The following is a 22,550-nucleotide window of genomic DNA, read 5'->3' as shown; positions in this document are numbered from 1 at the left end:
TATAGTTCCCATTCCAAATCTTTTTCTTCCATAATCTTGTCAAAAAAAGCCCAAGTTAAGACTGATTTTGAGACCAATAAAAATCTAAAAGATTAAATCGGCTGGATCGTAAGCGATTGCTTGGTCACCAATCGCGATTCCCCTTATAAAGTCATAGTTTCCATTCCACACCCAAATACCCGCAGCAATTTGTTCTCTTAATTCTTCTGTTTGTTTAAACTCTCTGCTGCGAAGATTTACTAAATAAGGCTGTAGTGCTTTTAAATCTCCAGATTTCAATCCTCGTTTTTTGATACGTTGAATAATTTCATTAGCGAGATCGTCATAAGCGATCGCAACGGGATTGGTATCGTCTGGAATTAACTTAAATTTGGCTGCTACTTCTGGATAATCAAAAGATGTGCGATATTTCTGAATTTCCTTAGAATCAGTTTCTAAACCTTGATAAAGACTTTGAAAATATTCAGCAAAAATACTCGGATCGTCCCAATTTAAATTCTCTCGTTTCAGTAATCGTATAGTTTCATCTACTGCTTTACGATATTCTCCTGGGGGAACTTTGCCTTCTTCTGGCTGAAACACAATAACATTTCCCTTCTCTAATTTCCCTTCCCGATTACATCTTCCTGCTGCTTGTACAATTCGATCTAACGGCGCGATCGCACGATAAACTAAGGGGAAATCTAAATCTACTCCCGCTTCAACTACCTGAGTAGAAACTAGAATACAAGGCTGATTATTTTTCAAGCGTTCTCGTACAGGTTGTAAAACTTCTCTTCGATGTTGACCGCATAGTAAAGTAGACAGGTGATATAGACTATCTTCTTCTGTAGACTTGATCGCATCTAAAACATCTAAAGCATTTTTGCGAGTATTCAAAACAATTAGTGCTTGCGATGCTTCACGCTTTTCTAAGTCTTGTACTAAATCTTGCCAACTCCAAGCTATCTCAGGAATTTGATAATTAACACGACTTAAAGTTGAAAAATGCTGTTTAGCTAATTCATCCGGAATAATATCTCTGACGCTTCCAGATGGAAATCCTTTTAAATATGGACTATTGCCTTCAAATGCTGGTTGAGTTGCCGTACACAAAACAATACTGACACGATAGCGATCGCACAATTCTTTCAAGACACTTAAAATTGGCTCGAGTAAGAAGACGGGTAGAGTCTGGACTTCATCGAGAATAATAATGCTATTAACGATGTTATGTAACTTACGGCATCGACTAGTACGATTGGCAAATAAGCTTTCCAATAACTGAACTGTAGTAGTCACAATTAAAGGTGCATCCCAGTTTTGAGTTGCCAGTCTTGCTATAGCTTGGCGAGGTCGTGCATCTGATTCATTACTTTTTTCGGGTTGTACTGCACTATGATGTTCTAAAACTGCATCTTGCCCAAAAATATTGCGATATACTTCTACTGTTTGCTCGATAATACTGGTGTAAGGTACGGTTACAATTACGCGTTCAAGATTATATTTTTTTGCATGGGCTAGAGCAAATGATAGTCCACTGCGGGTTTTACCTCCACCTGTAGGTACGGCTAGACGGAATATTCCTGGTTCTAATTGTCCAGCATCGAGACAAGCTTGATAGACTTGTGATCGCACTTGATTGACTTTCGTATTTACAGTACTAGCTAATAATTCCTCTTGGGATTTCTTTAATGTTTGCCACAAGCAAGAAATTTTTAGATCTTCTCGATTTTTGTTTGTTTCTCTGATGGCTGTATTTTCTGGATCGAAATGACTCTCTGTATCAAGATAGTCGGCATCGACTAAACAAGAAAATAAAATTCTCAACAATAATTCATAACCAAGAGGATCTTCTACCAGACTCATCAATTGCTGATTTATTTCTGGTGAGATATCTAAATTTAATGATTGCGATCTCGCATTAGCTAGAATCTGCTGGTATGTTTCAATTTTAATTTCAGCTAGGCGATCGCGCATATACTGCATTTCTGGTAAACCACCATGATGCCCATAGATTAATGGTGCAATCGGTTGAAATTTTTCCGCAGCGAGTTTTGCACCATAAATAGCATGAGGAATACGAATTTTAGGTTCGGAATTATTAGTTTCTGAAGCTTGATGACACTGTTCTAAATATTTCTGAAACTCTGAATTATACTTACCCAGATCATGCCATAGTCCAGCATGATAAGCTAACTTTCCTGCATTAAATTTATCACCAAAAATCTCGGCTATTTTAGCTACTTTCGATAAGTGACATTTGAGAGAATGCCAATTTTTACTATCTTTAGGAGGAGTATGGGCGCAAAAAGGCATAACTTCAACACAGAATACTGCACGTATAAATAAACCGTCAAAACAAATTAAAACTTTCCTCTTCTTGCGTTCCCTCTGCGTTGGCGGTTAATAACACTTGATTGAAGCATTTGTTTCTCTGTTTTCATCGCTCTAGTTTTTTTCAGCCTCATTCCTGGCTCTGCTTCAATATTCAGCATTAACCCCTCACGCATTATACGTTTATATGCCCTAAAGGACTAGCTTCGCGTCGCGGAGCGGTATCCGTAATAGACTAGCTGCGCGTCGTCTAGGACAAAAATTGCTATATATTTTAGCCCCTCTTTTTTCAGAAATTAGCCTTGCTCTGACAACAAATTGAAATATATTTAAAGCTCAATAACAGGACTCCTCTTGAAAAGCTCAACAGCGCGAGTGCCCTAAAGGACTAACGGCGGCTTTTGTGTAGGAAGCTTCTTACATAAAACGCGCCTTAACTTCGTATCCTAAAGCATTAGCCCTAAAGGATTAGCCCTAAAGGATTAGCTCCTTACGTCCTAAAGGATACCGCTCCGCATATCGCGTCCTCCTTACGTCCTAAAGGACGACGCGAAGCTAGTGCTTTAGCATACCGCTCCGCGACACGAAGTTAGTCCTTTAGGGCATATCGCGTCCTCCTTAGGTCGCGAAGTTAGCTGAAGGCATCGCTCTTTGTGGAATATTACCAATCATTGCGATCGCACTCAGAAAATAAAATATTAAACTAAAGAGGTTAGTGGAACTTGTCTAAGAAAATGATTGCCAAGAATATTTCTACCGATACTCAAGCTGAACTTTTGTTGCTCAATGTTAGTAACACAGTGCTTCATGTCACTGCTTCGGAGTTTGATTCTCTCTGCCTGAATAACCCCGATTTACGACTCGAACTTACTAAAGATTAAGAATTGATTGTTATGTCTTTGCAGAACGTACGTTCAGATTGTCGTCTTCGACGACTGGCGATGCTATTGCATCGCGCGGCGGTGAAAGTGGAAAAAAAACTCAGAATTAATTTTTCAAGTTATTGCTTGGAATAAACAAACAAAATTAGGTGAAGTATTTGACTCTTCCACTGGCTATGACTTTATCCCCATTGGTGGCGGCAAGATGTCTCCCGATGTCTCTTGGATTGAAAAGTCTCGCTTGGAAGGAATCAATATTACAGGCTTTATTCCTGTCGTTCCTGACTTTATAATCGAACTTCGTTCTGCTACCGAATCTAAAATTATCTTGGAACAAAAGCAAACGTCGTCAATTACCTGAGAGTGTTCAATTTGCTTTGTCTAAGTTCGACCAAATATGGATCGTATACCTTATTTATCCATCGGCGGAATTGAACTCCGCAAGAATTCTCTCAAATTACTACAAGCTTTTAATTAGGTGCTAAAAACTTATCCTCAAGCACAGTTAATTATTGTTGGTGGTGATACTCTGTTTGACTACAAGCCATATCGGCAGGAATTTTTTAATTTAGTCCAGCATAATGAAATTGAAATTGGCAAGTCTTTAATCTTACCTGGAGTAATATCCGATCGAGATCTGCCTGTTTTGTATCGTTGCGGCGATGCCTTGGTTTTTCCATCGGTCAAAGAAGGTTGGAGACTAGTATTATTAGAAGCGATCGCTTCGGGACTACCTATGGTTACTGCTAATATTGCGCCATTTACCGAATTTCTCGACCATGAAACAGCTTTACTTTCGATCCTCATTTCATTGATGTAATCGCCTTTGCCATGCTCGATATCCTAAATAAAAACCTCAGCCAAAAATTAGTTAATAACAGCGCAGCTATTCCTGCTGAATATATTTGGCAAAAACCTGCTCAAATACACCTTGACCTTTATCAAAGGCTACATAACAACTTTACAATCGTCTAGATCGGTAATTAAAGCCTGTTTATCTAGCTGCTGAGAACTAAGATCGCTTACCTCTTCTTCCAGGCGATCGCAGCAGTAACGAACTAAAGCTAAACCATCCTCTTGAGATATTGTTCCTGTAGTAGTAGGAAACTTGTCTAATAACTTGGCTTCGGTAGTAGTGTATTGTCCTAATGTTGTTTTGAATTGAGCTAAATATTCGCTGGCTTCACCTTGGTTTTGGCAACTAAATTCTAAAATTGAATCAAGATAATTTTTAACCGCTGCATGATTTATTCCTTCCGTTACCGCAGCATATAGTAGCTCATTGTTTAAATAGTCAAATTCGGGTACTGTTAAATTTTGTCCTTGCAGTTCAAAGGTTTTAGCCCCTGGTTTCGGTCTAACCCTGATATCTTCGCGTCGTACTCGATTAGCAGCTTCAGAAATTAAGGCGACAAGTGCCAATATTACGCTGGGATAGTTGCTGTCTGAACCTCTAAGTTCTACTGTACCGATAGAATTAAGTCTGATCGGATTCCACCCCGCAGTTAATAATTCACCACCAGAGTCTAAAAACATTTGTCTGTCTACTCCTGCCAGATCCATTGCTTGCAGCCAGCTATGGTAACGATTGAATAACTGTTGAGTTAAATCTTCTACAGTTTCAGCATAAGGCATCAAGCCACCTACAGATTGAAGATCGGTATAAACTCCTTGCCAGGCAAATTGTTTGCTTCCACGATAGTGGATTGTCCGCATCGCCTTCCCAGCCACTGTGCCATCATAAAAAGGACAGGCGCGAGATAAAGTAATTATTGCTGCATCGAAAGCAGTTGCCAAATTGTAAATATTTAAAACTCTCTCTCTAGCTTCAAAAGAAGAATTATAAGCAATACCGACTCGACGATCTACTACGTCGTCAGGTAAATCTAAATGAATATGCGTACCCGTACATTTGGCTGCGTTATCAAAACTTCCTTCCCCCACAGTACGTACCTGCAAATGATAGTTGGGCTTATTCCGTATTATAGGAGTAGTATAAAGAGGATAAGTAGATAAAGGATATATTCGTAAATCTAGGCTTTGGGCAACTTCTAATAAAATCTTGAGTAAGTCAAGATATTCGGCAGTTAGTTCAGCAAAATTATTAACTGGAACAGTATTAATTTCCACAATGCTTTTGACAAACTCAGGGGCAAAACAATCAGCAGAGCGATCGCGTGCTTTAGCTATATTCCGACAGCCTGATAAAAATTCGTCTGCGCGATGGGATAGAAACCCTTCGAGATCTACAATAAAAAATTCTTGTTCGAGTCCAAGGCGAGAGTTGTTAAGCTTCATATTATCAGCATAATTATTCAGCTTATCTAAATTTGTAGCAATTGCTTCAATTTTACTGAATAAGCTGAATAAGGTGGCAGTATTTTAAGCGACGACTTTTATTCACTTCATTTTTTCAAAACTTATCTTTCATCCCGTAAAAATTATGCCTGAAAATAACTTTAAAATAGAATAGCCAGATGGCACACGACAAAATTGTTACTCCCCTTCTTTGGTAGTAAAACAATACTTTACTCCAAGGGAAGAATACGAGTTGGCTAGCTTTGTCGAAAAATCCCGTACGGCTTTAAATATTGCCAGCGATCGCCTTAAGGCAGCCTATGGTTTTGCCTGTAGTAGAGCCTTGGGACAATTGCCACAAATAGAATCAAAAACAGCTGAATATCAACAGCTATCCGAACCTAAAGTGCGAGTTATCGATTTTAGCGATCTCTAATACTAAATCCGCGATTGATAAAGTACTCTTGACTTAAAGTAGCTATAACTCTTCTGACTTACCTAACCTTAAAGTGTTTTATCTAGACAAGATTTAGTATAATTACCGACAAATTAGCGACAAAAATATAGGACATGACTCTTGCCATATCCTAAAAATCTAACTTTAAATTTGACTATTCAAACCACAATTAGTCCGTTGTACCTGTTTGCAAAGATTCTTTGGCAACTTTAGTCCATTCGGTGTGAGAAAATTCACCTCTGGGGCGATCGACTCTTTCATAGGTATGTGCGCCAAAGTAATCTCTTTGAGCCTGAGTCAAGTTTTGAGGTAGAGTAGCCCGACGATAACTATCAAAATAGTCCAATGAAGAACTAAATGCTGGAACAGCAATACCCAACTGCTTAGCAGTTGCCAAAACTTCACGCCATGCAGCTTGACGATCTACAATTGATTGTTTAAATTCAGGTGCAAGTAACAGGTTTGATAAACTGGGATTTTCCTTGAATGCTTGTTTGATTTTGTCGAGAAAAGCAGCCTGAATAATACAGCCACCTTTCCAAATGCGCGCTATTTCTGCCAGGTCAAGATTAAAGTTAAATTCAGCTGATGCCTTGCTTAAAAGTGCCATTCCTTGAGCATAGGAACACATTTTGGAGCAATAAAGAGCATCTCGAACTTTATCAATAAATTCTTGCTTATCTCCTTCATATTTAAAGATAGGAGCTGAAATTTGTTCGGAAGCTACTACCCGTTCTTCTTTATATGCCGACATGACGCGAGCATTAACCGCTGCATAAATAGTAGGTATCGGTACACCTAACTCTAAAGAACTTACTACCGTCCAACGTCCTGTTCCCTTTTGCCCAGCAGCATCTAAAATTGAATCTACTAAAGGCTTATGGGTTTCGGGGTCTGTATTACTAAAAATATCGGCAGTAATTTCAATTAAAAAAGAATTTAGCTCATCGGTATGATTCCAATTGCTGAATACCTCTTGTAACTCTTCGCCAGTCAGATCCAAAGTATTTCTCATTAAGTCATAGGCTTCAGCAATTAACTGCATATCCCCATACTCAATGCCATTATGCACCATTTTGACATAGTGACCTGCACCACCAGGGCCAATATAGGTGACACAAGGACCATCATCTACCTGGGCGGCAATTTTGGTTAGGATTGGTTCTAAATCTTGGTAACCTGCTTTTGTGCCTCCTGGCATTAGACTTGGACCTTTAAGCGCGCCTTCTTCTCCGCCACTAACACCCATACCCATAAAACCTAGTCCCGTGGATTCTAAATCTTTGGTACGTCTTTCGGTATCATCATACAAAGAATTCCCACCGTCAATAATGGTATCTCCTTCATCTAAGAGTGGTTTTAACTGATCGATTACGGCATCAACAGGTTTACCTGCTTTGACCATCACTAAAATATTGCGGGGACGTTCTAAAGTTTGCACGAAGTCCTCTAAGGAATAGGCAGCTTTAATATCTTTGCCTTTTGCTCTTTTGTCCATGAATAACAGGGTTTTGGCAGCGGTACGATTGTAGACGGCGATCGGAAAACCGCGACTTTCTACGTTGAGGGCGAGATTTTCACCCATTACTGCTAAACCGATTACACCAAAAGTTCTTTTTGCCATTGTATTTAACTTGCCCTAATTCTTGCTTATTTAATTGGAAACATAACGATCTAAAAAAAGGCTAGCGCAGTTTTATCGGTGTCGATTGGTTCCTTAATTAACTCTTTGATTTTTTACCAGATAAATAATGTTAAAAGCGAGAATCAGCTGTAAAACTGTGTTGGATGACACAATTAATGATTAAAAAACTATTGAGCAGCAATGACTTGAAAAAGTTTTTCAAAAACTTTTGCTGGATTTGAGCGATCGCGCTTCGCCTTTGATCATACGAATCAGTATAGTCGCTAATTTTTCTCATAGGTTTTCATCGGCTCTTTAATCAAGCGAATATAAAAGTTTTTAAAGGTCGATCGCAACACGCGGGGAAGACCAAAATCAATTGGCATCAAAGCTTCAGGCAATTTCCAATCCGATACCTGTAAATCAGCAGGCTTGCAGTAGGGAAACTCAATTTCAGAGAGTTCGGTACAGTGTCCCTGTTTAAACTGCGCAGCCAGAGTCGGAACAGTCAAAGGATCGACGTTTAATAGAGCGATCATGGCGCGATCTAAAGCAAAAACGTCGCAAGATGCCCCCAAAACTCCTAATTTTTTTGGTTCACCACCGCTAGGGCCATTTCCTTCGTGACCGATAATACCGTCAATAATAGTTAAATTAGGGGCGATCGCCTTAGCCGTTGACACAATCATTTCGCCAAAGCGAGCGGCATCTTTGCCTGCTTCCATGTGCCACCAAGCCTTCATTTTGCCAGGGACACAGCCAAACAAGTTTTTAACTCCTAAAGTCATAGTTAACTGCATATGGGACTTTACTTTAGGTAAATTAATTACTACATCGGCATCCATCGCTTCTTTTGATAGCCTTAGATGTCGAAAATTCTCATTTTCTGTGGCGTAACGCTGACCTTTAAATTCAACAATCGGTAAGTTTAATTCTTCGCATAGAGGTAAATAACCGTTAGCTTTAGCGACTCCTCTGGCGCTACCAAAAGCGGGACTATCTCCTAAAAAGGGTTTGCCTCCTGCTTCTTGTACCAGTTGAGCAACGCAGTAAACAATCTCAGGACGGGTGATACATTCTTTGGTGGGACGACTACCAGTTAATAAATTTGGCTTTAACAAGACGCGATCGCCTTGTGTGACAATAGATCCCATTCCGCCTAGGGGTTCGAGTAAATATTCTAGGCGCGATCGCAGTTCTCTTAGTTCGTAAGACTCGGCTTTAATCAGACTAACTGTATACATTTTTTTAGTTTATTTTTAATATCTGTCTCCAAAGTACCAAAAAAAAATTAATTGCAATGTCTAAACTCGATAAAATCGCTATTAACGGAACTTATATTCAACAACAAGCCAGTGGTTTGGGAGTAGTCAATGAGAATTTAATTTCCGAATTAATGAAATACTCGCTCAACCAGCATCAAGACGATCGCCAGTTCGATTTTACGCTTTATTCCAATGCGGATTTCTGGCAAAATAAGTATTCTGCCAAAGTTGTCTCTGTAGCTCCCGATATCTCACCCGATCGCGGTTTTTCTGGACACATTAAGCGGCTTATTTGGTATCAAACTGCTCTCAACCGACAGCTCAAAAAACAGAATGTCGATCTCTTCTTTTCTCCCGTTACCGAAGGAATTTTGTTTCCCAACGTACCCCAAATAGTCTGTGTTTACGATTTAATTCCCCTCAAATATCCTGAATTAAGCCCTAAGTGGAAATATTATTATCTCTATGTTTTGCCCTTTATTCTCAAGCAGTCTCAACATATTATTTGTATTTCCGAATATACCAAGCAAGACATAGTTAGAAACTATAGGCTTAATCCTGAATCAATCGATGTAGTTTATTTAGGGTTTGATCGCGATTTGTTTTTTCCTCAACCAGATTCAGACATACTGCAAAAATATAGCCTGGATAAATATTTGCTTTATGTAGGAGATATGCGATTTTATAAAAATCTTAGTCGCTGTTTAGCAGCCTTTGACCGTTTACCACTCAAAGATTACCAATTTGTCATTACTGGTAAAAAAGACGACTTTTTTTATCCTGAAATTGAACGCCAAACCGCACAGCTAGCTGCTAAGGAGCGAATTATCTTTTTGGACTATGTACCCAACGCCGATCTACCAGGCTTATATTCGTCGGCTCAATCTTTGGTCTTTGCTTCGCTTTATGAAGGGTTTGGACTACCAGTATTAGAAGCAATGGCCTGTGGTTGTCCTGTAATCGCCTCAAATACTACGTCTATTCCTGAAGTAGGGGGAGAAAGTGTGTTTTATGTCGATCCTTACAGTGTGGAAGATATTGCCCAGGGGATGTATCAGGTTTTAAGCAATGTTGAATTGAGGAATAAACTACGAGATCGAGGAATAGAGCGATCGCAGCTTTTTAGTTGGAATCGCACAGCAGATAATGTCAGGCAAATATTTCGCAACTGCCTCTCAAAAGAATTGAGGGATAAAAGTTAGTTGCTCTAAAATTATATTTTGAGATAAAACGAACTAATGTACTAAGATAATGGTAAATTGTGTCAAAAGTAAAACGATAATAGATGGGCAAATTAGAGAATTATGCTTTATCGATTAAAGAAACAATCTGTTGAATAAATTCCCCATGGTCAACTACTGGTTTAGAGATGTAACCATCTGCGCCACTTTGCTGAAGAAAGTTTTCGCGATCGCCTTCCATAGCGTGAGCGGTCACTAAAATTATGGGTAAATCTGCGGTCTTAGGATCTGCCTTCAGCATCTGGGTTATTTTTATCCCATCTACTGGTTTACCCTGATAAATACTATTGGCAAGAGCAACATCCATTAAAATTGCATCTATTTCGCCAGATTGAGCATATTGCAGGACTTCTTCGACAATTTCTGTACCTTTGACTTGCAAACCGCCTCTTTTTACTAGTATTTTAGAAAAAACCCGCAAATTAATGGGGTCATCTTCTACAATCAAAACCGTTGTCATAGATGCTACTCACAAAGTTTGATGAGATTTTAAAAACTTGATGCTAGAAATAACGAGGACAAAAAATTACTTGGGCTAAGATAACTTTATTTTATTGTGGCTTAAAAGATTAAGATCGCAAAGTTCTAGATTATCTCGCCAAGGCTGTTGAATAATATTCTTACCAACGGTCAGAGATTACTCCGCCTTGCCATCAGCCCTACTTGCCCAAAGCTTAGATGCGGACAAGTCCTTTCTAATTAGATTGTGTAAGAAGCTATGGTCGGAGCTTGTCTTCAACACTCGTATGCCCCATGAGGGCGCGGATTCTGAATTCAGTTTAAAATCTTGTTAAAATTTTGTGTCGCCCGTCGCATATTCGACTGGCAGCGCAATGCGTTGCGTGTCTTTGTCCTGCTGGACAGAACTGTCTGTTTTTTCTATCCTCAAAGATTAAGCTATATTTTTAGCTCCTGCTTATTTTGTTTTCCTAGGCTTAACTGTATTTTTGGCATATTTCCCCTACAAACTCTTGGAGATTTTTTGAATGGCACAGCAGCTTAATTTGTTAGGAAATGGTCAAATCATTCCTACTCCTCTTCACCAAGAAATGGAGAGGTCATATCTTGAATATGCAATGAGCGTTATAGTCGGCAGGGCATTACCTGACGTAAGAGACGGATTAAAACCCGTACATCGGCGTATTCTCTATGCTATGTATGAATTAGGCTTGACTCCCGATCGCCCTTACCGTAAATGCGCTCGCGTCGTCGGAGATGTTCTAGGTAAATATCATCCTCATGGCGATCAGTCAGTTTATGATGCTTTGGTGCGTCTAGTGCAGAGTTTTTCAACTCGCTATCCTCTTTTAGATGGTCACGGTAACTTTGGTTCGGTAGATAATGACCCCCCCGCAGCAATGCGCTACACCGAAACCCGACTTGCTCCCGTTGCTTTTGAGGCCATGCTGACAGAAATTGGGGAAGCGACGGTTAACTTTAGTAATAACTTCGATAACTCTCAAACTGAGCCGATTGTTTTACCCGTTCAGCTACCAATTTTACTGCTCAATGGCTGCTCGGGAATTGCTGTAGGGATGGCGACTAATATTCCGCCTCATAATTTAGGTGAGGTGGTAGATGGTTTAATTGCTTTGATCGATCGCCCGACCATAACCGACGAAAAACTCTGGCAATTAGTCCCTGGTCCTGATTTTCCTACAGGAGGTGAAATTGTTGAAGTTACAGGGATTCAGGATGCCTACCGTACTGGCAGAGGCATTATCAAAATGCGGGGTATTGCCCAAATTGAGAAAATAGCTACAGGGAAGAAACGGCGTAGAGAAAAGAAAGCGATCGTAATTACCGAGCTACCCTATCAGGTTAATAAAGCTGGCTGGATCGAAAAGACTGCTGAGTTAGTCAATCAGGGAAGAATCGAGGGAATTTCTGATATCAGAGATGAGAGCGATCGCAGTGGGATGCGAGTCGTAATTGAATTAAGAAAAGAGGCTACTGCTCAAAAAGTTCTGCACCAACTCTACCGCCAGACTGCCTTACAGAGTAATTTTGGAACAATTATGCTGGCATTGGTAGATAATAAGCCACTTCAGCTACCTTTACGCAACATATTAGAAGAATTTCTTAAATTCCGTGAAGATACCTTAAGAAGACAATATAGCCACGAACTAGAACAGGCAAATCAAAGGCTGCATTTGGTTGAAGGTCTATTACTGGCTCTAAATCAAATTGATGCGGTGATCGAGATTCTACGTCATGCACCTGACGGAACTACGGCTAAGTTACGTCTTCAAGATGAGTTAGACTTTTCTCCAACTCAGGGAGATTCTATCTTGGCAATGCCGATGCGTCGTCTGACAGGCTTAGAAAAGCAGAAGCTAGAAACTGAGTCGACGGATCTACAGGAGCGGATCGCCGAGCTAAATAAGGTGTTAGGCGATCGCCAAGAATTAATGAAGTCGCTTAAAAAAGAACTACGTTCTCTCAAGCGCAAGTTTGGTGATGAACGTCGGACTCGCATTATTAATGTAAAAGTAAGCGAAGATAAGCCAGCACCAACCGCCCAAAAATCCCTTGAGCAGGAAAAGTCTCCGAAAAAAGATCCTGCTTTAACCGTATCTTCTAGTCTAACTTTTGAACGTTCGTCCCAGGCAAAATTGAAAGTTACTAGCTCTGGCTGTATTTATTGGGAAAATTCTGCCAAAGATACTGAAGCCAATAATTCTGTTCCTCAAGCAGGAGAAGATTTTATCCTGCATCAAGCAGTTATTGGCGATCGCAACCAGCTAATTGTGGTTACCGATAGTGGCAAAGCCTATCCAATTCCCATTGAAGAAGTCCCCTCTAGTCTGGAGAGTACCGAGCTGCGCGCAGTAGAACTTTTATCAGCAGCAGCACAAAGAGACGCTAACGCTACGATGGCGCATTTCTTCCTGAGCGAAAATCATCAGGATTTGGACTTAGTAATGCTGACTGAAAAAGGCATCATTAAACGTTTAGATGCCACCGAACTAGACGCTTTGGGTAATCGCGGATTAGTTTTAGTCAAGCTTAAAGAGCAAGATGTCCTCAAGTACTTCTGTTTTACCCAAGAAAATCGCGAGATGGCGATCGCTACTACGGGAGGACGTATCTTACGTTTGCCAGTCAACGATACTCAAATTCCGCTGATGGGACGAAATGCTCAGGGTAATCGAGTCATGCGTTTGAGATTGAAAGAAAGTTTGGTCGGTTGCTGTAACGTCAGTTCTGATGATTCTCTCGCCGTAATTTCTCGGTTGGGATTTGGTAAACGTATTCCCGTTAACTCCTTGAGGTTAGGTAATCGAGGGGATATTGGAACTCAGGCAATTCAATTTACGACTAAGGAAGATATGCTAGCGGGAATTATTTCTACTACTGAAGAAAATATTATTTTAACTACTAGCATCGATCGCAGGTTAGTCTTACCAGTCAACAGTCTGAAACAAACCGAGAAAAATAGCCAAGGTGAGAGAATTGGTAAACTTAAGACGAATGAGATTATTACTGGAGTGTATCCGTTTGTGTGCAGTTAGAAGCGGTATGCGGTCATCATATGCCGTAATAGACTGCATCAAGAAGTTAAAAGTCAGAAATCAGCCGTGACTCATTGCAATGCTGCTCCATCTCCTAGTTGGAAGATTGTGTTTATCGCTTTATTTTTGGGGGTATTCCAGGTTTTTTCTGTTCAAAAGAAAATCTTAGCTCAGTCACAATTAGCCAATCCTCTAAAGACAAAAATAGACCCAAGCGAGCTGGTAATTCCCTCTGCTTATGGTCAACGGGAACTATCTTCGTTTGAAAAATATCGAATTGAAAAAACGATCGCGGAACTAAACCAGACAGCCAAAGCACAATTAAAGCAAGGAAACCAAGATCGAGCCTTTGAGCTATGGTATCGTCAGTTAAAACTGACTCGCGCTATTAATGCTGCTACAGAAATACAGGCTTTAGGAGAGGTTGGGGCGATCGCTTGGCAAGAAAACCGAGGCCCAGATGTACGTAACATTGCCGAGCGTTTAATTCAACTTGAAGCGGAAATAACAGCTAAAACCCCTTTATCCCTTGATTTACTCAATCGGTTTGCTACGGCATACCAGCAGGTACGATATTTAGATCGAGGGATCAACGTTCAAATAAAAATTACCAAAATTAGTCGCAGAATCGATAATTATAATTTAACTGTAGAACAGGAAAACTTGGAAGTTTTAGGCGAACTTTATTTAGCTAAGTTTGACTATCAAAATGCGGTCAAAATTTATCAGACCTTATTGTCTTTCACAGACACTGAGCAAGCAAAGTTGCAGCCTAAAAATAAAGCCGGTCTATATCTTAAAACTTTGGTTGATATTTACGATCGCACTGTTCAAATCGACCAAGCGATCGCCACAAAACAACGCTTAATTGAGCATTATGCTTTGAGTAAACAACCAGAAAAGATCGCCGAATTAGAAATAGCGATCGCTCAAGATTATGAAACTTTAAACCAAAAAGAGCGAGCAGTTGAAGCTTATAATCGAGCATTTGCCATAGCGTCTCGAATTCAAAGATTGGCTACTGCTAACGATGCTCTAACTAAATTAGCAGAACTATATCAAAACGGTGGTCGAGTTAATGAGGCGATCGCAGCTTACACCAAGTTACTTGACATACAGCAGCAATCTTATGACTATTATAGTTTGATCGATACTTACGATGCTCTAGGCAAAATATATTTAAAATTAGAACAGCCAGAACAAGCTAAATATTATTTCCAGCAGGGTTTGAAGTTGGCGCAAACTTTAAATTATAAAGTCGCATATTTTAATCAGCAGCTCGGACGGTTTTAATTCCTTCTCTTAATCTGGAGAGCTTTAATGAAGACCGACTAAAGAGCTTCTTTTCCCAAATCAACCACAGCTCCTTTACTAGCAAACTTAGTTCCTGTTTCGCCTCTGTCAAAGCGTGCGCTAGCTGCTCGTAAAGTAATACTCGGTAAGGGAACATCTCCTACTTGAATGATTGAATTAGCGTTCTCTGGGGTTTCCCCAGGTAACAGCCCTTCATGATTGGACAGGGTCTAGCAATGGAAAGTCGCGATCTGTGAACATATTTTTTCAACACATCTGTTTGAAGGCGAACTTTTCCGCTTCTTCTTGCTTCTGTTTTCGCTGTTGCCGTTCAAAGTCAGCTTGATTGTCGCGAACAAGACGTGCTAGAAGATAAGCGATCGCAGGTAAGAAACCAATTACAAGTACAACACCCAAAATATTAAACAACATTTGAGCATTGGCGACTTGTCGTCCAACTCCTGCCCGACCAGAAATAAGTTGAGCCAGTTTGACTAACTGAGGGGCGAGAATAATGTCCAGAATGGCACTTTCTAAGTTAAATAAAAGGTGAAAAACTCTTCGCAAAGCTGCACTGCCTCTACCAATCGTAGAGAGTAGAGTATCTGCGCAAGTGCCAACTTCCGCACCCAGCATAATAACAATTCCCGCAGGCAGCGCGATTAAACCAGAACTAGCCAAGAACAATCTACTGCTAGAATTACCTCCGAGCCTGGTTCAATTGCTTGCTCGATTAGTTTTTGATTGAGCTTGATAAAATTAAATGAGCGTTGATACTGTCGACGATAAGTTCGTTCATTAAGTTGACCATAACGACTCAAATTAGTAAAATTTGCTCGTTCGCAACTCATCAGCAGACTCGAAAACAGGGTTACAAGAAATTTCTTTTGAGGGTGTGCTAAATTGCCCACCGAATCTAATAAGGTTTGTATAATTATTTTAACGCTATCCATTGCGTGGGTTACTTTCAACACTTTTACCTTAAAACAATGAATGGCTTTTTTCACAGTTTCTCAAAATTGTCCGAACCATTGTATTTATTAACATTAAAAATAAATATCTCAGGCTAATAGCTAATAGCTAAAAACCAATAAATCTGAACGAAGAAAACTAAATTTACACTAACCAAATGAATCTAATCGAAAGTTTTAAAATGGCGACTTCTACCTTGGTTGCCAACAAAATGCGCAGCAGTCTGACAATGCTGGGCATTATTATCGGCAATGCTTCGGTAATTACGATGGTAGGGGTAGGACAAGGGGCAAAAAACTTAGCCTCAGAACAGTTTGAATCTTTAGGGCCTAACGTAATTTTTGTAGTTCCAGGTTCAGAAGAAGAACGTCGCACCACCTTCAACCGTCCGCAAACTTTAGTTTGGTCAGATGCGATCGCGATCGCCGAACAAGTACCCAGCGTTAAAGAAGTTGCCCCCGAACTTACGGCTAATCAACTGATTACCTATCGCAACAGCAATGCTAATGAACAGGTGGTTGGCACAACTCCTGAATATTTAACAGTGAGGAGTTTTGAGGTGGCACAAGGCAGGTTTTTTAGCGATGTTGATGTGCAACGCAATCAAAAAGTTACAGTGTTGGGTGCAGAAATAGCCGAGAAGTTTTTTCCGCGACAAAATCCTTTGGGCAAGAAAATTAGAGTCAAAAATACCAACTTAGAGATCATTGGAGTACTAGAAGCTAAGGGAGCATTTCTAGGTACAAATCAAGATCGAACCGTATATGTACCTCTAACTACGATGGCGAATCAAATTGTGGGGGAGACTTCTCCCTACGGTACAGGAATCGGCTTTATCTCTATTGCTGCTAAGGATGAAAATAGTATTCGTGCAGCCAGCTTACAAATTGAAAATCTCCTGCGTCTGCGTCACAAAATTACTGGTGAAGATGACTTTAGTGTTCGTACTCAAAAAGATGTACTACAGATTGTTAGCACTGTTACTAGTGGCCTGACGGTATTACTTGCTGCGATCGCTGGTATCTCACTCCTTGTCGGTGGTATCGGCGTAATGAATATTATGCTGGTGGCGGTTACAGAAAGAACTAAAGAAATCGGCCTGCGTAAAGCGGTAGGTGCTAAATCTGGGGATATTCTCTGGCAATTTTTAATTGAAGCGACAATTCTTTCGGCTGCGGGTGGCGCGATCGGTACAGTGGTTGGAGTTACTGGAATTATTATCGTTGGGGCTATTTCTCCCCTTGCTCCCACCATCTCCCCTGTAGCGATTATTTTGGCGGTAGGAGTTTCTGGCGCGATCGGTCTTTCTTTTGGTGTTTTCCCGGCTAAAGCAGCAGCAAAATTAGACCCGATTGTTGCTCTAAGAAGCATCTAGACCGCAATCTATTGAAAGAAGTCTGAGCAATAAATTTTAAATCTTTTTAATCTTTTAGAGCTTTGTTAAGATTTGTTGCAAGTATGAATCTAATTATAGTTATAGTTACGTATATAAAACAAATCGACATTTAGCATAAGCCATTAAGCTTCATCTGATGATTAATGATAGAGGTGAGTTGCTTGCTTTTAAATTGACGTAGTGCAAATGTGGATGAGAGAAAACCATTACCAGATCTGCTTCTAGGTATCTTCGCTAAATTACTTGGCGACCGTGGTTACATCTGTCTAGATCTTTTTGAGCAGCTTGAGGAACAACAACTCCAGTTAATCACTCGATCTCAAAAGAAGATGAAACAGAAGCTTGTTCAACTGATTGAGCAAATTCTTGGGCGTAAAAGAGCGATAACATCGAGACTGTCAACGACCAACTCAAAAATATCTTTCAAATCGAACATTCAATCCAGCGTAGTATGGGGAATTTTTTAGTAAATCTGATGGCTGGATTGATTGCTTATACCTATCTACCTAACAAAGCGATTCAGCGCGTTGTGGGGCGCCTGGGTGCGGGACGCGCCCCCAGGCGCTTATACTAAAGCCCGTGCATGATTCACGGATAAACCGCACTCCGCCCTTCGGTCACATTTGCCCTAAAGGATTCCCTTCGGTCTCGAAGCTTATCATGCACGGACTCGCCTTAAAGGATTAGCGCCTGGAGGCGCGTCCTTCGCATCGTCCGAAGGTGTCCCTGAACGGATATATCCGAAGGTGTATCCGCTATAGACACTTACGGATATACCATGCACGGGAATCATGCAAAACCGAGTTGGGCAAAAACAGAAATTATTAAACAGTTAGGCTATTTTCCTGCCTTTTTAATTCCCGCAATTAACTCATCGCTAATTTACCGCAGCTTAGCCCAGCAAACCTTATTTGCCTATATTAATAATCCTTTGCCCGCTCGATTTAAAGAAAAACTCTTTGTAGTCCTCTCACGCTATTTTGGAATTAGCTATTTTACCATCTGTCATAGCTGCACTCTGCGATCGCTAGGAATATCCGCAGCAGAAATATTAGAGCTTGAGAAGATTGAGTATTCACAGACGGAAGTACAGGTGGCAGCAGATCTTCAAATACTGGATCTTCAATGGCATCCGGGAAAAGACTGGCAAAATAATCTTCAACTTGAAGCAAGTTTATTGCGATGCTCTAGCCTAATTTTTTTGAAGCCAAAACGAACGACTAGTTTATCTGCCGAATTAAAAAAGTTATTAGGGATTTATTATCATTATTTAGTCGTCTTATTAGGCTATATAAAGCTATGTCATCATTGGCTGCTAAGCAATCCAGATATTTCCCATCAACAGGATCGCCGCTCTCAACTGCATCTTGGACCACTATTATTGGAAGAGATTCAACTTGCCCAGTTTTTTACAGCCAAGGTAAAATCGGTAATTCAATCAGAAACTATTCCTCCCTTAGCCAAAGCGCAAGAGAATAGTTTATTTTCCCCAATAAAAAATAATCATCGGCGATCGATTGAGACTTCTATTCCACAGCTACAGCATAAAACTCTTACTGCTTGTTTAGCAAACGCGCCCTTCCCAGTCATGATTCACACCCGCTCAGGGCAAATTATTTATCTCAATCGCAATTGGTTGGAAGCAACAGGTTACGACGCGTCAGAAATATCTACTATCAGCCAGTGGAATCAGAAAGCTCAGGTTAAACAGCGCGAAATTGTCAGGCTTCGAGCAGAAACTTCTGAGAAGTTATGGAAAAAATATGTTGCTCCAGCACATCAAACGGCGATAGAAACCACCGCCTCGCTGCAACAGATTGTCAATTCCTTAATCGATTCAATCGATCTCGCTCCCAGCAGATCCAAAACCAAAGCCGATAATAAACCTGCTGATACGATTCGTAGCGAAGTCACTATTTCCACTAGGAGTGGCGAACGGCTTTTTTGGGAATTATATTCAGCAGCATTAAGTTTTGACCAGTGTGAGTCAGAATTAACTATTTCTATTGCCAAAGATATTACCGATGTTGTTCACTACGAAACTAAATTAGCCGAGGTAGAAGCCAAACTGAGGTTAGTCTTAGAAGCAACCAAGACTGGCAACTGGAGTTGGAATCTAGCTACTAATCAAATCGATATTTGTCATCGAGGTCGTACTATTTTAGGATTAAGCGACTTCGATGGCAGTTACGCTAGCTTTTTGCAAACAATTCACTTTAACGAAAAAGAATCCGTAGATTTAGAAGCAGCTAGAGCGATTCAAGCTAATCAAGATTTGGATTTAAGATATTGCATTGTCAAATCTAACCAAGAAATTTCCCAGATTCGTACTAAAGGCAAACTGCACTATAACGCTGAAGGGCAACCAATTCGCCTTACTGGTGTAGTTACCGATATTACCGCACCAAGACTAGAAGAAAAAAAAATTATCAGATCGAGTCAGTAAGTGCAGACAAGTTCTTTGTTCAGCAAAACACAGCGCAATCTCTCGAAAAGCTAGAAACTGTAATTAATTTGCTTCCATACTACCTTTTCGTAGTGGACGTTAAGACTAAAAATATTTCTTTAATAAATTCTAAATTAGCTCAAAGCCTTTGTTTATCAAATTCTGAAGCTACTGGTAAGATGATCGCCGAATGTTTTTCAGCAGAATATGCCAAACAAATTGCTTGGCATATTCAACAGGCAATTACCTATAAACAAGTGCTGCACATCCAAGAAGAGGTCACTCTACCTGATGGAATTCATTATTTTGATACGGTAATTACGCCTCTGTACGATCGTCGAGGGAAAATTTATGCGATACTCCACACCTATAGCGATATCCCTGACTTAGCTGCTACTCAGGAGGCTCTTTCTCAGCGTACCCTACAGTTAGAAGCGGCTAATAGAGAATTGGAATCTTTTTCTTATTCTGTATCCCACGATTTGCAAGCACCTTTGAGGGTGATCAACGGTTTTAGCCAAGTGCTATGGGAAAACTATCAGCCCAATTTAGACGATCGCGGGAGGCACTATTTACAAAGAATCCAGGCAAACAGCAAGCGCATGAGTGATTTAATTGATGCTCTATTGCAGTTATCGCGGGTAACTCGTAGCCAGATGAATTCGGTTAACGTTAATTTAAGTGCGATCGCCTTAGATATTGTTGAAGAATTACGGGTTGATAACCCCAAACGCCAAGTAGAGGTAACCGTCACTCCCAATCTGCAAACCAAGGGAGATCCCCAGCTATTAAGGATTGTCTTGAGTAATTTACTAAATAATGCCTGGAAATATACTTCCAAGCGATCGCAGGCAAAAATTGAGTTTGGTCTTTTGACCAAAAATAAACGCCAATTAACCTATTTTTTGCGGGATAATGGCGCAGGATTTGACATCGAATATGCTGATAAATTATTTACTGCTTTTCAACGACTTCACAGCCAATCCGAGTTTCCAGGTACAGGCATCGGACTAGCTACCGTACAGCGCATCATCTATCGTCATGGTGGTAAAGTTTGGGCTGAGGGTGAATGCGATCGCGGGGCAACGATCTATTTTTCACTTTAAGCTTTTAGCTTTTAGCTTTAAAACACGCTGATGTTTTACATGAATTAAGCTGAGGAATTTACTTAAATTTGCTTTTTAGACCCGATTCCATAAACCTTAAGATATAGAGCGTGAGAATTTTCTAGATCTGTTAACCGTAAATTTAAATAACATTTTTATCTTTTTCACTTATTTAATCCGCGTAAATCGAATTTGTGGTCTAAAATCTTTAATAAATATAGATAAATATAAAGTTTTATTAAGAGAGGGTTTTAGTCTATGTACATCGTGCAGATTGCCTCTGAATGCGCTCCTGTAATTAAAGCTGGCGGTTTAGGGGATGTTGTCTACGGATTGAGCAGAGAATTAGAAAATCGCGAACACTGTGTCGAGCTAATTCTGCCCATGTATGACTGCATGAGATATGACCATATTTGGGGCTTGCACGATGCCTATCTCGATCTTGGTGTGCCTTGGTATGGTGGGGAAATCAAATGTGATGTTTTTTGTGGTTGGGTACATGGTAGGCTTTGTTTTTTTATCCAACCAAAAAGCCAAGACGCATTTTTTAATCGAGGTTACGTTTATGGTGGTAGCGACGATCCGATGCGGTTTGCTTTCTTTAGTAAAGCCGCCATGGAATTCTTGCTTAAGAGCAACAAACGTCCTGATATTATTCATTGCCATGATTGGCAAACGGGCTTAATCCCCGTAATGCTGTACGAGATGTACCGGTACTACGGAATGGAACGTCAAAGAGTTTGCTACACTATTCACAACTTCAGACATCAAGGCAATTGCGGCAACGAAATTTTAAAGGCGACAGGTTTAAACCGACCAGAATATTACTTTGATTATTCTCGTTTACAGGATAACTTTAACCCTTTTGCCCTTAACCTCATGAAAGGCGGAATTGTTTATTCCAACTATATCAATACTGTTTCTCCCCACCATGCCTGGGAAGCTCGTTTTACCGATGTAGGTTATGGTTTGGGTCATACCCTAGCAATTCATCAGGATAAATTTAGCGGTATTCTCAACGGTGTAGATTACAAGCTATGGAATCCAAAGCTAGATGAACTTATTCCTTTCCAGTACAGCTTAGACAAGCCTGAAGGCAAAGCCAAGAATAAACAGGCTCTGCGTGAAAGACTGCTGCTGCACAATTGCGACAAACCGATAATTGCCTACATCGGTCGTTTAGATGATCAAAAGGGCGTACATCTGGTACATCATGCTATTTATTATGCTCTTGAGCGCAATGCCCAGTTTGTGTTGTTGGGTTCGGGAACTTCTCCTGAGGTTAATAACAAATTCCTGCACGAAAAATATTTTCTTAACGATAATCCCGACGTACATCTAGAAATTGGCTTTAATGAAGAATTAGCCCACCTTATCTATACAGGGGCAGACATGATGGTTGTCCCCAGTAACTTTGAACCTTGTGGCTTAACTCAGTTAATTAGTCTAAAATACGGCACTATACCAATAGTTAGAGGAGTAGGCGGTTTACTCAGTACTGTCTTTGACCGCGACTACGATCAACATCACGCCCCAGAAAAGCGTAATGGCTATGTTTTCTATCAAATGGATCATCATGCCTTAGAATCGGTCATGGAAAGAGCGATCGGGCTATATTATGAATATCCCAAAGAATATGAGCAATTAATCCAGCAAGGCATGGAATATGACTATTCTTGGAAGAGTGCGGGGTCGCAATATCTCAATATTTATGAGCGTATTCGGTTTCAGTAGTTAGTT

General features: G+C 40.3%; 17 protein-coding genes and 1 pseudogene. 11 read left to right on the top strand and 7 right to left on the bottom strand.

Annotated features, from left to right (window positions below):
- Positions 1-84: 84 nt before the first annotated feature.
- Positions 85-2,298: a CRISPR-associated helicase Cas3' gene (gene cas3 / locus V6C71_13980; protein HEY9769582.1), complete on the bottom strand. Its 2,214-nt coding sequence runs from the start codon at positions 2,296-2,298 to the stop codon at positions 85-87.
- Between the two features lie 740 nt (positions 2,299-3,038).
- Between cas3 and V6C71_13975 the strand changes: the two genes are divergently transcribed.
- The 3 genes from V6C71_13975 to V6C71_13965 all read left to right on the top strand — a co-directional run bounded on the left by V6C71_13975 (position 3,039) and on the right by V6C71_13965 (position 4,017).
- A complete protein-coding gene (locus V6C71_13975; protein ID HEY9769581.1) occupies positions 3,039-3,197 on the top strand; it encodes a hypothetical protein in 159 nt (52 codons plus the stop codon).
- Positions 3,198-3,306: 109 nt separating this feature from the next.
- Positions 3,307-3,558: a Uma2 family endonuclease gene (locus V6C71_13970; GenBank protein ID HEY9769580.1), complete on the top strand. Its 252-nt coding sequence runs from the start codon at positions 3,307-3,309 to the stop codon at positions 3,556-3,558.
- A 117-nt stretch (positions 3,559-3,675) separates the two neighbouring features.
- Entirely contained in the window at positions 3,676-4,017 is a 342-nt protein-coding gene (locus tag V6C71_13965) for a glycosyltransferase (GenBank protein ID HEY9769579.1), read from the top strand.
- Between the two features lie 128 nt (positions 4,018-4,145).
- On the opposite strand, the gene V6C71_13960 is transcribed toward V6C71_13965, so the two are convergent.
- Positions 4,146-5,495: a glutamate-cysteine ligase family protein gene (locus V6C71_13960; protein ID HEY9769578.1), complete on the bottom strand. Its 1,350-nt coding sequence runs from the start codon at positions 5,493-5,495 to the stop codon at positions 4,146-4,148.
- 187 nt (positions 5,496-5,682) lie between these two features.
- Here V6C71_13960 and V6C71_13955 point away from each other — a divergent pair.
- Positions 5,683-5,931 (top strand): annotated as a pseudogene (locus V6C71_13955) (MSMEG_0570 family nitrogen starvation response protein).
- Between the two features lie 190 nt (positions 5,932-6,121).
- Here the strand turns inward: V6C71_13955 and gnd are convergent.
- Together gnd and V6C71_13945 are read right to left on the bottom strand one after the other, a co-directional pair.
- On the bottom strand, positions 6,122-7,576 hold the full coding sequence (gene gnd, locus V6C71_13950) for a decarboxylating NADP(+)-dependent phosphogluconate dehydrogenase (GenBank protein ID HEY9769577.1): 1,455 nt from the start codon (positions 7,574-7,576) through the stop codon (positions 6,122-6,124).
- Positions 7,577-7,860: 284 nt separating this feature from the next.
- Positions 7,861-8,820: a DUF362 domain-containing protein gene (locus V6C71_13945; GenBank protein HEY9769576.1), complete on the bottom strand. Its 960-nt coding sequence runs from the start codon at positions 8,818-8,820 to the stop codon at positions 7,861-7,863.
- 56 nt (positions 8,821-8,876) lie between these two features.
- Here V6C71_13945 and V6C71_13940 point away from each other — a divergent pair, with 56 nt between their 5' ends.
- Positions 8,877-10,043, top strand: a complete 1,167-nt coding sequence (locus tag V6C71_13940) for a glycosyltransferase family 1 protein (protein ID HEY9769575.1) — start codon at positions 8,877-8,879, stop codon at positions 10,041-10,043.
- A 100-nt stretch (positions 10,044-10,143) separates the two neighbouring features.
- On the opposite strand, the gene V6C71_13935 is transcribed toward V6C71_13940, so the two are convergent.
- The gene (locus V6C71_13935) at positions 10,144-10,542 is read right to left on the bottom strand and encodes a response regulator (protein HEY9769574.1); all 399 of its coding nucleotides are present in this window, start codon (positions 10,540-10,542) and stop codon (positions 10,144-10,146) included.
- A gap of 526 nt (positions 10,543-11,068) precedes the next feature.
- Here V6C71_13935 and V6C71_13930 point away from each other — a divergent pair.
- Positions 11,069-13,597 (top strand): DNA topoisomerase (ATP-hydrolyzing), encoded by a 2,529-nt coding sequence (locus tag V6C71_13930; GenBank protein ID HEY9769573.1) that lies wholly within the window; start codon positions 11,069-11,071, stop codon positions 13,595-13,597.
- A 66-nt stretch (positions 13,598-13,663) separates the two neighbouring features.
- A complete protein-coding gene (locus tag V6C71_13925) occupies positions 13,664-14,890 on the top strand; it encodes a tetratricopeptide repeat protein (GenBank protein ID HEY9769572.1) in 1,227 nt (408 codons plus the stop codon).
- Positions 14,891-15,157: 267 nt separating this feature from the next.
- Here V6C71_13925 and V6C71_13920 read toward each other — a convergent pair whose 3' ends face one another.
- Positions 15,158-15,571 carry a Na/Pi symporter gene (locus V6C71_13920; protein ID HEY9769571.1) on the bottom strand — a complete coding sequence of 138 codons (414 nt, stop codon included), beginning with the start codon at positions 15,569-15,571 and terminating at the stop codon, positions 15,158-15,160.
- Positions 15,553-15,861 (bottom strand): hypothetical protein, encoded by a 309-nt coding sequence (locus V6C71_13915; protein ID HEY9769570.1) that lies wholly within the window; start codon positions 15,859-15,861, stop codon positions 15,553-15,555. Before V6C71_13915 ends, V6C71_13920 begins: the two co-directional genes overlap by 19 nt.
- A 182-nt stretch (positions 15,862-16,043) precedes the next feature.
- Between V6C71_13915 and V6C71_13910 the strand changes: the two genes are divergently transcribed.
- The 4 genes from V6C71_13910 to glgA all read left to right on the top strand — a co-directional run bounded on the left by V6C71_13910 (position 16,044) and on the right by glgA (position 22,544).
- Complete coding sequence (locus V6C71_13910; GenBank protein HEY9769569.1) at positions 16,044-17,237, top strand: ABC transporter permease; 1,194 nt, start codon at positions 16,044-16,046, stop codon at positions 17,235-17,237.
- A gap of 799 nt (positions 17,238-18,036) precedes the next feature.
- Positions 18,037-19,704: a PAS domain-containing protein gene (locus V6C71_13905; GenBank protein HEY9769568.1), complete on the top strand. Its 1,668-nt coding sequence runs from the start codon at positions 18,037-18,039 to the stop codon at positions 19,702-19,704.
- A 68-nt stretch (positions 19,705-19,772) separates the two neighbouring features.
- On the top strand, positions 19,773-20,810 hold the full coding sequence (locus V6C71_13900; GenBank protein ID HEY9769567.1) for an ATP-binding protein: 1,038 nt from the start codon (positions 19,773-19,775) through the stop codon (positions 20,808-20,810).
- Positions 20,811-21,068: 258 nt separating this feature from the next.
- Positions 21,069-22,544, top strand: a complete 1,476-nt coding sequence (gene glgA / locus V6C71_13895; GenBank protein HEY9769566.1) for a glycogen synthase GlgA — start codon at positions 21,069-21,071, stop codon at positions 22,542-22,544.
- Positions 22,545-22,550: the final 6 nt, after the last annotated feature.

Source organism: Coleofasciculaceae cyanobacterium, from assembly GCA_036703275.1.
GTDB lineage: Bacteria > Cyanobacteriota > Cyanobacteriia > Cyanobacteriales > Xenococcaceae > Waterburya.
The sequence above is the reverse complement of the archived record's forward strand: the minus strand, read 5'-3'. Positions and strand labels throughout refer to the sequence as shown.

What these genes read in the sequence shown, in the direction of transcription:
- cas3 (HEY9769582.1), bottom strand. Translation starts at nt 2,298, where the DNA reads ATGCCTTTTTGCGCCCATACTCCTCCTAAAGATAGTAAAAATTGGCAT.
- V6C71_13960 (HEY9769578.1), bottom strand. Translation starts at nt 5,495, where the DNA reads ATGAAGCTTAACAACTCTCGCCTTGGACTCGAACAAGAATTTTTTATT.
- gnd (HEY9769577.1), bottom strand. Translation starts at nt 7,576, where the DNA reads ATGGCAAAAAGAACTTTTGGTGTAATCGGTTTAGCAGTAATGGGTGAA.
- V6C71_13945 (HEY9769576.1), bottom strand. Translation starts at nt 8,820, where the DNA reads ATGTATACAGTTAGTCTGATTAAAGCCGAGTCTTACGAACTAAGAGAA.
- V6C71_13940 (HEY9769575.1), top strand. Translation starts at nt 8,877, where the DNA reads ATGTCTAAACTCGATAAAATCGCTATTAACGGAACTTATATTCAACAA.
- V6C71_13935 (HEY9769574.1), bottom strand. Translation starts at nt 10,542, where the DNA reads ATGACAACGGTTTTGATTGTAGAAGATGACCCCATTAATTTGCGGGTT.
- V6C71_13930 (HEY9769573.1), top strand. Translation starts at nt 11,069, where the DNA reads ATGGCACAGCAGCTTAATTTGTTAGGAAATGGTCAAATCATTCCTACT.
- V6C71_13910 (HEY9769569.1), top strand. Translation starts at nt 16,044, where the DNA reads ATGGCGACTTCTACCTTGGTTGCCAACAAAATGCGCAGCAGTCTGACA.
- V6C71_13905 (HEY9769568.1), top strand. Translation starts at nt 18,037, where the DNA reads ATGCACGGGAATCATGCAAAACCGAGTTGGGCAAAAACAGAAATTATT.
- glgA (HEY9769566.1), top strand. Translation starts at nt 21,069, where the DNA reads ATGTACATCGTGCAGATTGCCTCTGAATGCGCTCCTGTAATTAAAGCT.